Consider the following 13,076-nt stretch of genomic DNA (forward strand, 5'->3'; position numbering starts at 1 on the left):
GGAGTGTCGAGATGAAGCGAATTAGCTTAATTGGGGGAACTGGTTCGATTGGCGTACAAACATGTGACGTCATCGAACAGCATCCCGACCTGTTTGAACTTGAGGCGTATGCGTTTGGAACGAACGTCGATGTCGCTACAGAATGGATCAATCGACTTAGACCAAAATATGTATCAGCGACAAGCATCGAGATACTTGAACAATTAAAGCCTCGCCTTACATACGAACCGTTGTATTTCATTGGTTCGGAGGGCTTGAAAGAATGTGCGACGGCTGAACGGGCTGATATCGTCGTCACTGCAGTCGTTGGAGCAGTTGGGCTCGAACCAACACTCGCAGCGATTCAAGCAGGTAAAGATATTGCGCTCGCTAATAAAGAAACACTCGTCACCGCCGGGCATCTCGTCAAGGCGGCGGTGAAAGAACATGGAGTCAAGTTGTTGCCAGTCGACAGCGAACATTCTGCTATTTTCCAATGCTTGAACGGCGAGCGGAGAGAAGACGTTTCAAAAATCATATTAACGGCTTCGGGTGGTAGTTTCCGCGATCGCTCTCGGGAAGAGTTGTCTGATGTAACAGTCGAAGATGCATTGAACCATCCAAACTGGTCGATGGGGGCGAAAATCACCATTGATTCGGCAACGATGTTTAATAAAGGACTTGAGGTCATCGAGGCACACTGGCTATTCGATATCGATTATAATGATATTGAAGTCATCTTGCATCGTGAATCGATCATTCATAGCATGGTAGAATTCAAAGATGCCGCCGTGATGGCCCAGCTTGGAAACCCGGATATGCGCGGCCCCATCCTATATGCATTATCAAGACCGAAGCGGCTTGAAATTGAGGGGAATAAGCGGTTAAACTTGAAGGAAATCGGAAAGCTACATTTTGAAGAAGCTGATTTTGAGCGCTATCCGGCACTTCGATTAGCGTTCGAAGCAGGTAGGGCCGGTGGTACGATGCCGACTGTCCTGAACGCAGCCAATGAAGTGGCAGTGGACCTATTCTTAAACGGTCACATTACGTTTTTAGAAATTGAACGAATCGTTGAAGAGGCAATGACTCGACATGAAGTGATTGCGCATCCGACGCTCGAACAAATTTTAGAAGTGGACCGAGTAGTACGTCAACAGATTCAGCAAGGAATTGAAGGTGGGGAATAAATCATGACGACTTTTATCGCCATCGTTTTGATGTTTGGCGTTCTCATTTCAGTACATGAGTGGGGACACCTCGTCATGGCGAAGCGGGCAGGCATTCTCTGTCACGAGTTTGCGATTGGCTTTGGACCAAAAATTGTTTCATTCCGTAAGAATGAAACGCTCTATACCATTCGACTTTTGCCGATTGGCGGCTATGTCAAAATGGCCGGGGAAGATTTCGAACCGATTGAAGTCCGTGCGGGTCAGCATGTCGGACTCCGTCTAACCGAAACAGGAACAGTGGACCGTGTCTATTTCCAACCGGATACGGCTACTGATGTCCAAGTCGTAGGAACCGTCGATAAGTTTGATTCGACGCACGAGTTGAAAGTGCAACTTCTCATCGACGAAGAAGTACGTGTTTACTCGTTAGAACGAGATACACTTCTTGTCGACCAGGGCATGGAAATTCAAATCGCACCGCATGATCGAACATTTGGAGCCCAGTCGGTTTGGAAGCGTGTCTTGGCGATTGCAGCCGGTCCGGCGATGAACTTCGTATTAGCGTTCATCTTGCTTGTTATTGTCGGTCTCGTTCAAGGTACTCCAACGAACGATGGCCAAATCGGTACCGTTCAACCGGATTCAGCCGCAGATGAGGCAGGATTAATGAGCGGTGATGAGATTGTATCGATTGAAGGGAAGCAAATTACGGATTGGCTCGATTTACGTTCGGTTTTAGCTGATCGAGCAGATACCCCTACGGAAGTCACATACATCCGCGATGGCGAAGAAGAAACAATCACGCTAACTCCACAAGCTGTCGAGCAAAACGGAGAGACGGTCGGGATACTCGGTGTCACGAACGCGCTCGAACGATCACCGGTCAAAGCTGTGACGACGGGGGCGGAAACGACATGGACCATGTCGACGCTCATCTTCTCTGCTGTCGGTGATTTGGTGACAGGACAAGTCGGTGTCGATCAATTGGCAGGTCCTGTTGGGATTGTCCGGATGACAGATGAAGTGGCGGCGAGCGGATTGATCATGCTGTTGAACTGGACAGCGCTTCTTTCCGTCAACCTTGCCATCTTCAACTTGCTCCCATTGCCAGCGTTAGACGGAGGACGCTTGATTTTCCTCTTGTTCGAAGCGGTACGGGGACGTCCAATCGATCCGAAAAAAGAAGGATTCGTCCACTTTATCGGATTCGCACTCTTGATGATTTTAATGTTGATTGTCACTTGGAACGACATTCAATCATTCTTTAAATAAGCTGTTTGTAGAGAAGGGAAACGTTGAACTGTATGAAACAATCTAGATTGCTCATGCCTACATTGAGAGAAGTACCGGCTGATGCGGAAGCGGTCAGCCATCAACTCCTCGTCCGTGGAGGATTCATTCGCCAAAATGCGGCAGGAATCTATTCATATCTTCCACTCGGACATCGTGTGTTACACAACATCCAAACGATCATCCGAGAAGAGATGAATCGTGCCGGTGCACAAGAGTTATTGATGCCTGCCATTCAACCGGCAGAACTTTGGGAAGAGACAGGACGATGGGGCATTTACGGCCCTGAATTGATGCGGTTGACGGACCGTCATGATCGTCGCTTCGCACTTGGCGCGACACATGAAGAATTGATCACATCGATCGTCCGAGATGAACTCAACTCGTATAAAAAACTTCCGATGAACTTGTACCAAATTCAAACGAAGTATCGCGACGAGCGTCGTCCACGCTTCGGGTTGCTCCGCGGACGTGAGTTCTTGATGAAAGACGCCTACTCATTCCACGCGACACAAGAGGACTTAGATGAAGAATATACAAATATGTATAACGCGTACTCACGCATCTTCGACCGTACAGGACTGAAGTATCGTCCAGTCGTGGCAGACTCTGGTGCAATCGGCGGGAAAGACACACACGAATTCCAAGCACTTGCGGATATCGGGGAAGACACGATTGTCTATACCGATACATCAAACTATGCGGCAAACATTGAGATGGCCGAAACACTTGATCGTTATGAGATGCAACAAGCTGACGTTCGTCCGCTCGAAAAAGTGGACACGGAAGAAAATCGTACGATTGAAGATGTGGCGGCATTCTTAAATGTAGATCCGAAGACGACAATCAAATCTGTCTTGTTTAACGTGGATGGCGAAACCGTCATGGCAATCGTTCGTGGCGACCATGAAGCGAATGAAGTCAAAGTGAAGAACGCACTCGGTGGACTCGACATTCAACTTGAAGAAGAAGCGAAAATCGTTGAGTTGTTCAATTGTGCGCCAGGTACACTCGGACCGATTAACGCTCCGGTCAAAGTCGTTGCCGACTATGCGGTCAAGTACTTAGTGGATGCTGTCTGTGGTGCAAACGAGGCGAACACACATTACACGGGTGTAAACGCTGCGCGCGACCTTGCCGAAATGACATACCACGATTTACGTTTCGTTGTCGAAGGTGATTTGGCACCGGATGAGTCTGGTCCAGTTCGTTTCGCTCGTGGGATTGAAGTGGGGCAAGTATTCAAACTCGGAACACGATATTCAGAAGCGATGGGAGCGACATTCTTAAACGAAGAGGGTCGTGCCGAACCACTCATCATGGGCTGCTACGGCATCGGAGTGTCACGTACACTTTCAGCCATCGTCGAACAACATCACGACGACCGTGGAATCGTTTGGCCACGTAACGTGGCGCCGTTCGATCTCCATTTGATTGCAATCAACGCAAAAGATGATACACAAGTCGAGTTGGCGAACCGTCTTTATGAAGAGCTCGGTCAAACATACGATGTCTTGTTCGACGACCGAAAAGAACGTGCGGGCGTCAAGTTTGCGGATGCGGATTTGATCGGACTTCCGATTCGCGTGAACGTCGGGAAAAAAGCCGGTGAAGGCATCGTTGAAGTGAAAGTACGTGCAACAGGTGAAGTGATTGAAACATCAATCGATGAATTGAAACAAGTCATCGCTTCAAAATTTAGCGAAGTTCATTAATGGATGAAGGTGACAGCGGAAGCGGTCACCTTCATTTGTCGAATTGGCATAAAGGGGGAAAGACGGACCCGTGGAAGCAAATCAAAAGATGCAATTATTATTAAGTGACCTTGGGATCACGACCGAGACGGACCTGTTTGATCAGGCCGAACTCTCACGGCTTGTCGTCAATAAAAAGCGGCGAACGTGGACATTTTATTTTTCATTTCCAAAAGTATTGCCATACGACGTTCATCAATTGTTCATGAGTCGATTAGAGAGCAGATATGCGACGTTTGCGGATGAGGTGTACGCTCGGTTCTCGACAGCAACTGGTGGAAGCGAGCAAGACTATATCGACTATTGGCCGCGAATCGTCAGCGAATTGAGCCAAGTATCTGGCGCGATGCGTAGTTATTTCGGTTCCGTTTCGCCACGATTCGAACAGAACAAACTCATGATTCCGGTGCGTTCGGCACCTGAGGCGAGCTATGTAGACAAAGAACTCTGTCAAGAAGTACAGGCGCTCTATAGCGCCTATGGGTTCACGAAAAAACCGTGTCAGGCACATTACTCAGAAGACGCCGAGGCGAGTCAGGCTTTACGTGAACAAGTCGTTCAAGAAGATATTGAACAAGCGAAAATGGCACTTGCTGCCCAATTCGCTAAGGCGACAGAAACAAACGACGAACCGATCACAGAAATCCGGATGGGCGCACTCATTAAAGATGAGATTGTTCCAATCAAGACGATTATCGAAGAAGAGCGACGTGTTGCGATTCGTGGACTCGTCTTCTCGGCAGAGCGGAAAGAGTTGAAGAGTGGGAAGAAACTGTTCACCTTCAAAATGACAGATTATACAGATTCACTCATCGTGAAAGTATTTGCTCGCGATGACGATGACGACCGTATGCTCAGTGCCGTCAAAAAAGGAATGTGGATTCAAACGGCCGGTCGGGTCGAAGATGATTCGTTCATGCGCGAACTATGTATGATGGCATCTCAACTTCAAGAAGTGAAGGTTGAACCGCCACGTGATGAATGGGAAGGCGAGAAACGCGTCGAACTTCACGCACATACACAGATGAGCCAAATGGATGCCGTCACAAACGTCTCATCTCTCGTCGCCCGTGCTGCGAAATGGGGACATCGTGCCATTGCCATCACCGACCATGCCGGAGTTCAGGCATTCCCGGAAGCGTATTACGCTGGGAAGAAGAATGACATCAAAGTGTTATACGGAGTCGAAGCGAACGTCGTCAACGATGGTGTCCCTGTCGCTTATCATGCGACCGATGTCGCATTGGATGATGCGACGTATGTCGTTTTTGACGTCGAAACGACGGGACTTTCTGCCGTTTACAATAAAATCATCGAACTCGCTGGAGTCAAAATCAAGGACGGGGAGATCATCGACCGGTTTGAGGCGTTTGCTGATCCGAAACACGCCTTGTCGGCGACCACCATCGAATTGACGGGAATCACCGATGACATGGTCCAAGGTCAACCGGACCCGGAAGTCATCACGAAACAATTCGTCGAATGGTGTGGTGACAGTATCCTCGTCGCTCATAACGCATCATTCGACATGGGATTCCTCGAAGCGACACTCCGTAGCGGAGGGCATGAGCCTGACGATTACCCGGTCATCGATACGCTCGAACTTGCCCGTACGTTGATGCCAACGTTGAAGAATCACCGACTCAACACACTCGCGAAGCGATTTGATATCGAACTGACACAACATCACCGCGCCATTTACGATGCGGAAGCAACGGCGTATTTGCTCATGAAGTTGCTCGATCTCGCTAAGCAGATGTTCGAGATGACGACACATCGCTCGTTGAACGCGAAAGTTGGGAGTGACGTATCGAAGATTCGTCCGTTCCATGCAACGATCTATGCGAAAAACAAAAAGCCAGGACTTCGTCATTTATATGAGCTCATTTCCTTATCTCACATCGATTACTTGTATCGGATGGCACGCATGCCACGTTCTGAGCTCGTGAAGCGGCGGGAAGGATTATTGATTGGATCGGCTTGTGACAACGGGGAGATTTTTGACGCCGCCTTAAACAAGTCGGATGATGAACTCGAGAAGATGATGTCGTTTTACGACTTCATCGAGATCCACCCGCCGGCACTCTATCATCATTTGATTGATAAAGAGATTGTGGCGAACGAGTTAGAACTCCGTGAAATCATTAAACGTATCATTCGTGTCGCCGAGAAGGCCGAGTTACCGGTGTGTGCGACAGGTAATGTTCATTATCTAGATCGGTCGGACCGCTCATATCGTGAGATTTTGATTCGTACCCAAGGAGGGGCGAACTTTATCAACACGCGTAAAGAATTACCACATGCGCACTTCCGGACGACGAAAGAAATGATGGAGGAGTTCAAGTTTTTAGGTGACGATTTAGCGCGTGAAATCGTCATCACAAATCCGAATGCGATCGCCGATCAAATTGAGTCGATTCAAATCATCCCGGATGACTTATACACGCCGAAAATTGAAGGCGCGGATGACGAGGTTCGGAATATGAGCTACGATATGGCTCGCTCCATTTACGGGGACGAGTTACCTGAGATCGTGGAAGCGCGACTCGAGAAAGAGCTCAAGTCGATTATCGGACACGGATTCGCCGTCATTTATTTGATTTCACATAAACTCGTGAAGAAATCGCTCGATGATGGTTACTTGGTCGGTTCGCGTGGGTCGGTCGGGTCGAGTCTCGTCGCAACGATGACGGAAATCACGGAAGTCAATCCGTTACCGCCGCACTATGTTTGTCCGAAATGCCAACACTCGCACTTCTTCAACGACGGGTCGGTCGGTTCGGGATATGACTTGCCGGACAAGGAGTGTCCGGAGTGTGGCACGTGGTACAAAAAAGACGGTCATGACATTCCGTTCGAGACGTTCCTCGGTTTCAAAGGGGACAAAGTACCGGATATCGACTTGAACTTCTCAGGTGAATATCAACCGCATGCCCACGCCTATACAAAAGTGCTATTCGGAGAAGAGTACGTCTATCGTGCCGGGACAATCGGAACGATTGCCGACAAGACGGCATATGGGTATGTGAAAGGATATGCGACAGAGAATGACAAGATATATCGAAACGCCGAGGTCGACCGTCTCGTGTCCGGGGTCACCGGGGTGAAACGGACGACGGGTCAACACCCAGGTGGAATCATCGTCGTACCGGACTATATGGACATCGCGGACATTTCCCCGATCCAATATCCGGCGGACGACAATTCATCTGAATGGAAGACGACTCACTTTGACTTCCACTCCATCCATGACAACTTATTGAAGCTCGATATTCTCGGGCACGATGACCCGACCGTCATCCGGATGTTACAGGACTTGTCTGGTATCGATCCGAAGACGATTCCAACAGATGACCCAACCGTCATGAAGATTTTCTCATCACCAGAAGTGCTCGGGGTGACACCGGAACAGATTGAGTCGAAGACCGGCACACTTGGAATTCCGGAGTTTGGGACGAAGTTCGTCCGTCAGATGCTTGAAGAGACGAAACCGTCGACGTTCTCGGAACTTGTTCAAATTTCCGGTTTATCCCACGGGACAGATGTATGGCTCGGAAACGCGAATGAATTGATTTATAACGGGACGTGCGAACTGAAGGACGTCATCGGTTGTCGAGATGACATCATGGTCTATCTGATTTATGCAGGTCTCGAACCATCCTTCGCCTTTAAAATCATGGAGTCCGTCCGGAAAGGGAAAGGGCTCACGGAAGAGATGGAGTCTGAGATGCGGGAGAATAACGTGCCGGAATGGTATATCTCATCTTGTAAGAAGATCAAGTATATGTTCCCGAAAGCACACGCGACCGCCTACGTCTTAATGGCGGTCCGGATTGCCTATTTCAAAGTGCATCATCCGATTCTGTACTATGCGACGTACTTTACCGTCCGCGCCGGGGACTTTGACTTGTCTGCGATGATTAAAGGGCCTCAAGCCGTTCGTAAGGCGATGTCGGACATCCGAGAAAAAGGATTCGATGCGACGGCGAAGGATAAAGGACTACACACGGTGCTTGAACTAGCGCTTGAGATGCTCGAGCGGGGAATGAAGTTCCAAAACATCGACTTGTATCGGTCAAGCGCTACAGAGTTCTTGATCGAAGACAATACGCTCATTCCACCGTTCAACGCGGTCGACGGACTCGGAACAAACGCGGCAAAAGCAATCGTCGAAGCAAGGGAAGAAGGGCAATTCCTGTCGAAAGAAGATTTACGGAAACGAGCGAAACTTTCGAAAACGGTCATCGAGACACTCGATACGATGAAATGTCTTGAAGGTCTGCCTGATGAGAACCAACTCTCATTCTTTGATTTTGGGGTGTAAGTTGCGATTTATCGGGAAAATATGATATATTGGTATCGAACAAAGTTGGATACTACGACGGAAAGGAGTAGGGAACCCTACTCCTTTCTTGTATGTAAAAGCCAGAAGGAGGGATGAGAGTGTCCAAAATAACAGAAGTCGTTGAATCGATTGCATTGCCAATCGTCGAACGAGAAAACATGGAATTGGTCGATGTGGAATTCGTGAAGGAAGGTCCTGACTGGTTCTTGCGCGTCTATATCGATAAGCCGGGGGGCGTCGATTTGGACGATTGCGTCAATATCAATGAACAACTCTCGGAAAAACTGAACGAAACCGATCCGATTGAACAGGCTTATTATCTTGATGTCTCGAGTCCTGGTGCGGAGCGTCCGCTGAAAAAGCCGAGCGATTTCGAACGTGCAGTAGGCAAAAACGTCTACATGAAAACGTTCGCTCCGATCGATGGTGCCAAAGAGTTTGAAGGAATTTTGACGGCATATGATGGGGAAACGGTCGTGATCGAGACACGCATCAAGACAAGAAAAAAAGCGGTATCGCTACCGGTAGACAAAATTGCACAAGCCCGCTTAGCGGTCACGTTTAGTTAAGGAGAGGGAAGAAGATGGGTCCACAATTACTCACTACAATCGATCAGATTGCCAAAGAAAAAGGAATCGACAAAAATATCATTATCGATGCACTCGAACAAGCGCTCATTTCTGCGTATCGCCGCAACGTGGCGAACCCGAACGAGCACGTGAAAGTCGAGTTTGACCAGGTGACGGGAGATATCCGTGTCTATGCACTTTTAGAAGTGGTAGAACGCCTCACGCAACCGGACCAACAGCTTTCACTTGAAGAAGCACATGAAATCGATCCGAACTATGAGCTCGGTGATTTCCATAAAGAAGAAGTCACTCCGAGTGATTTCGGACGCGTCGCGGCGATGACGGCAAAACAAGTCGTCACACAGAAGATGCGTGAAGCGGAGCGCGAGCGCATCTACAACCACTTCGCTGACAAAGAAGACGAAATCATGACAGGGATCGTGGAGCGTTTTGACCCACGTAACCTCTATATCGGTCTCGAAAATAACATTGAGGCCGTCTTGACACCGAATGAACAGATGCCGAACGAGTCGTATCAAATTCATGACCGTATCAAAGTATACGTGACAAAAGTTGATTCAACGACAAAAGGTTCAGGTGCTGCGATTCAAGTGTCACGTACGCATCCGGGACTATTGCGCCGTTTGTTCGAACTCGAAGTGCCTGAGATTTCAAACGGGACAGTCGATGTGATGTCGGTATCACGTGAAGCGGGAGACCGTTCGAAAATTGCGGTTCACTCGGATATCGTCGACCCGGTCGGTGCATGTGTCGGACCGAAAGGACAACGTGTCCAAACAATCGTCGACGAGTTGAACGGTGAAAAAATCGATATCGTTCGTTGGTCTGAAGACCCGAAAGAGTTCGTTCGAAACGCACTCAGCCCGGCGCAAGTCGTTGCCGTCTATGTCAACGAGCCTGCGAAGTCTACAACAGTCGTCGTACCGGACTATCAATTGTCACTTGCGATCGGAAAACGTGGTCAAAACGCCCGTCTCGCTGCGAAATTGACAGGCTGGAAAATCGACATCAAGAGCGAGACAGATGCGGAAGCACTCGATTTGTTCGATACGTTCGCTGAAAAAGTTGAATCAGAGCCAGAAATTGTTCAAAATGAAGTTGAACAAGACTTATCAGATGCTTCAGTTGAAACAGCTGTGGTGAAAGAAGAGGAATGACCATGAAGCAAAAGAAACTTCCTTTGCGTAAGTGTGTGGTCACACAAGAAATGCTCCCGAAGAAAGAATTGATTCGTGTCGTTCGAACGCCTGAAGGTGACGTGGTCATCGATCAGTCGGGTAAAGTGAACGGTCGCGGTGCATACTTATCAAAAGATATCGATGTCGTTCGTCAAGCAGAGAAAAAACGGACGCTCGATCATCATTTGAAAGTAAAGACGAGCGACGACTTGTATGAACAGCTAATCGCTGTCGCAGGTGGCGAATCATGAACCAATGGGAATCATTGTTAGGCCTTGCTGCTCGAGCGAGGAAAGTAACGATGGGAGAAGAGTTTGTATTAAAGGATGTACGAGCGGGTCGTGCCAAGCTCGTCATTCTAGCCGGAGATGCAGGTGCCTCGACAAAAAAACGAGTCACTGACAAATGTACGTCTTATCAAGTGCCATTGATTGAAGTGAGCGATCGCTATACAATCGGTGCCGCACTCGGTAAAGATATGCGAGTCGTCGTATCGGTGACAGAATCCGGATTTGCGAACAAGCTTAAGCAACTTCTCTCTTAACTATTAACGGAGGTGGATGCTTTGGGAAAACGCGTCTATGAATTTGCAAAAGAACAGAATGTAACGAGTAAGCAAGTCATTACTCAATTAGAAAAATTGAACAAACCGGTGAAAAACCACATGGCCGTCCTCGATGATGAGACAGTCAAACAGTTGGACCGTGTGTTCAATCCAGAAAAATATCGTGCTGAGAAGCAAACTGAAGCGAAAGCAACTTCAACTTCTAACGAGCCGAAACAAGAGAAAAAAGAACAGTCACGTCCGCAAGCGGCGCAACAAAACCGTGGCGGTCAAAATAATCGCGGTGGTCAAAATCGTAACGACAACCGTAACAACGACCCACGCAATAAAAAACGTGGAAAAGGGAAAGGGAAAGGCAAACCAGTCAAAGCAGCTGTGCCACAAGAAGCCGATCCAAATTCGAAGACAAGTCAGCGTAAAGCGGCTCGTCTCGCGCAAGAGGCAGAAATGGGCAATGTCATCAAGTATGATGATGTACTCAGCGTATCTGACCTTGCTTCTAAAATGAACAAGAAGCCAAACGAAATCATCATGAAGTTGATGGGTCTCGGTGTCATGGCAACAATCAACCAGACGCTTGATGATGAGACGGTTGAATTACTCGCTGCAGAATTCGGCTATGAAGTAGAAAAAGAAGTTGTCGTCGATGAGACAGACTTTGAAACAGTCGAAATCGATTTCTCACAATACGACCTCGAAGAGCGTCCAGCGGTCGTCACGATCATGGGTCACGTCGACCACGGGAAAACGACACTTCTTGACTCGATTCGTAACACGAAAGTCGTCGCAGGAGAAGCGGGTGGAATTACGCAGCATATCGGTGCGTACCAAGTTGAAGTAAACGATAAGAAAATCACGTTCCTCGATACGCCAGGTCACGCGGCATTCACAACGATGCGTGCCCGTGGTGCGGAAGTGACAGATATCGCCATCATCGTCGTTGCGGCTGACGATGGCGTCATGCCACAAACAGAGGAAGCGATCTCGCACGCTAAGGCAGCGAACGTGCCAATTATCGTGGCAGTCAACAAAATGGACAAAGAAGGGGCAAACCCTGACCGTGTCAAACAAGAATTGACAGAGTTCGGTCTCATCCCGGAAGAGTGGGGCGGCGAAACAATCTTCGTTCCGATTTCGGCCATTAAAGGTGAAGGTATCGATGAGTTGCTCGAGATGATTCTTCTCGTATCTGAAGTCGAAGAATACAAATCGACGCCAGACATGCCAGCTCGTGGATCAGTCATCGAAGCAAAACTTGACAAAGGTCGTGGACCGGTCGCAACACTTCTCGTTCAACACGGTACGCTTCGAATCGGAGATCCGATCGTTGTCGGTAGCACGTTCGGTCGTGTCCGTGCGATGGTCAACGATATCGGTCGTCGTGTGAAACAAGTCGGACCATCAACACCGATTGAAATCACTGGTTTGAACGACGTCCCACAAGCGGGTGACCAGTTCATCGTCTTCGAAGATGAGAAGAAAGCACGTGCAATCGGTGAAAAACGTTACCAACGTTACCTTGAGTCACAGCGTCGTGAGTCGGCGAAAGTAAGTCTTGATGACTTGTTCAGCCGTATTCAAGAAGGTGAAGTGAAAGACTTGAACGTCATCATCAAAGCAGACGTTCAAGGATCAGCCGAAGCATTGGCTGGCTCACTCCGTAAAATTGACGTCGAAGGCGTCAAAGTCAACATCGTTCACCAAGGTGTCGGTGCGATCACAGAAGGTGACGTCATCCTCGCGTCAGCTGCGAATGCCGTTATCATCGGATTCAACGTCCGTCCTGACGGAAACGCCCGTTCAATGGCTGAACAAGAGAATGTTGAAATGCGTCTCCACCGCATCATCTACAACGCGATTGAAGAAATCGAGAGCGCGATGAAAGGGATGCTTGATCCTGAGTTCGTTGAAGAAATCACAGGTCAAGTCGAAGTCCGTGACGTCTTCAAAGTATCGAAAGTCGGTGCGATCGCAGGTTGTTATGTGACGGAAGGTAAAATCACTCGTGACGCCGGTGTCCGTGTCATCCGTAACGGAATCGTGATCTATGAGGGCAAACTCGATACACTCCGCCGTTTCAAAGATGACGTGAAAGAAGTTGCGACTGGATACGAGTGTGGGATTAAAGTAGAGAAATTTGATGACATTAAAGTAGACGATGTCATTGAAGCGTTCGTCATGAAAGAAGTCGAACGTAAATAAT

The 13,076-nt window shown here is 48.5% G+C and carries 9 protein-coding genes; all 9 read left to right on the top strand.

Features of this window, described 5'->3' with window-relative positions; all coding sequences use genetic code 11:
* The first annotated feature begins 11 nt into the window (after positions 1-11).
* The 9 genes from dxr to infB all read left to right on the top strand — a co-directional run bounded on the left by dxr (position 12) and on the right by infB (position 13,075).
* Positions 12-1,169 carry a 1-deoxy-D-xylulose-5-phosphate reductoisomerase gene (gene dxr / locus KNO94_RS01070; RefSeq protein ID WP_214776873.1) on the top strand — a complete coding sequence of 386 codons (1,158 nt, stop codon included), beginning with the start codon at positions 12-14 and terminating at the stop codon, positions 1,167-1,169.
* Between the two features lie 3 nt (positions 1,170-1,172).
* Entirely contained in the window at positions 1,173-2,423 is a 1,251-nt protein-coding gene (gene rseP / locus KNO94_RS01075) for an RIP metalloprotease RseP (RefSeq protein WP_214740163.1), read from the top strand.
* 32 nt (positions 2,424-2,455) lie between these two features.
* Positions 2,456-4,156, top strand: coding sequence for a proline--tRNA ligase (locus KNO94_RS01080; RefSeq protein ID WP_214776875.1), 1,701 nt, complete (start codon positions 2,456-2,458; stop codon positions 4,154-4,156).
* Positions 4,157-4,244: 88 nt separating this feature from the next.
* Positions 4,245-8,519: a PolC-type DNA polymerase III gene (locus tag KNO94_RS01085; RefSeq protein WP_251125753.1), complete on the top strand. Its 4,275-nt coding sequence runs from the start codon at positions 4,245-4,247 to the stop codon at positions 8,517-8,519.
* A 113-nt stretch (positions 8,520-8,632) separates the two neighbouring features.
* A complete protein-coding gene (gene rimP, locus KNO94_RS01090) occupies positions 8,633-9,109 on the top strand; it encodes a ribosome maturation factor RimP (RefSeq protein ID WP_193343250.1) in 477 nt (158 codons plus the stop codon).
* A gap of 14 nt (positions 9,110-9,123) precedes the next feature.
* Positions 9,124-10,287, top strand: coding sequence for a transcription termination factor NusA (gene nusA / locus KNO94_RS01095; protein ID WP_214691843.1), 1,164 nt, complete (start codon positions 9,124-9,126; stop codon positions 10,285-10,287).
* 2 nt (positions 10,288-10,289) lie between these two features.
* Complete coding sequence (gene rnpM / locus KNO94_RS01100; RefSeq protein ID WP_214740170.1) at positions 10,290-10,559, top strand: RNase P modulator RnpM; 270 nt, start codon at positions 10,290-10,292, stop codon at positions 10,557-10,559.
* Positions 10,556-10,852 carry a YlxQ family RNA-binding protein gene (locus tag KNO94_RS01105; protein WP_214776879.1) on the top strand — a complete coding sequence of 99 codons (297 nt, stop codon included), beginning with the start codon at positions 10,556-10,558 and terminating at the stop codon, positions 10,850-10,852. Before rnpM ends, KNO94_RS01105 begins: the two co-directional genes overlap by 4 nt.
* Before the next feature lie 21 nt (positions 10,853-10,873).
* A complete protein-coding gene (infB, locus tag KNO94_RS01110; RefSeq protein WP_214740174.1) occupies positions 10,874-13,075 on the top strand; it encodes a translation initiation factor IF-2 in 2,202 nt (733 codons plus the stop codon).
* Position 13,076 lies beyond the last annotated feature (1 nt).

It is taken from the genome of Exiguobacterium sp. s22 (assembly GCF_018617455.1).
In the GTDB taxonomy this organism is placed as follows: Bacteria; Bacillota; Bacilli; order Exiguobacteriales; family Exiguobacteriaceae; genus Exiguobacterium.

Bases quoted from the DNA above. Each gene is read 5' to 3' on its own strand.
- dxr (WP_214776873.1), top strand. From the start codon at position 12: ATGAAGCGAATTAGCTTAATTGGGGGAACTGGTTCGATTGGCGTACAA.
- rseP (WP_214740163.1), top strand. From the start codon at position 1,173: ATGACGACTTTTATCGCCATCGTTTTGATGTTTGGCGTTCTCATTTCA.
- KNO94_RS01080 (WP_214776875.1), top strand. From the start codon at position 2,456: ATGAAACAATCTAGATTGCTCATGCCTACATTGAGAGAAGTACCGGCT.
- KNO94_RS01085 (WP_251125753.1), top strand. From the start codon at position 4,245: ATGCAATTATTATTAAGTGACCTTGGGATCACGACCGAGACGGACCTG.
- rimP (WP_193343250.1), top strand. From the start codon at position 8,633: ATGAGAGTGTCCAAAATAACAGAAGTCGTTGAATCGATTGCATTGCCA.
- nusA (WP_214691843.1), top strand. From the start codon at position 9,124: ATGGGTCCACAATTACTCACTACAATCGATCAGATTGCCAAAGAAAAA.
- rnpM (WP_214740170.1), top strand. From the start codon at position 10,290: ATGAAGCAAAAGAAACTTCCTTTGCGTAAGTGTGTGGTCACACAAGAA.
- KNO94_RS01105 (WP_214776879.1), top strand. From the start codon at position 10,556: ATGAACCAATGGGAATCATTGTTAGGCCTTGCTGCTCGAGCGAGGAAA.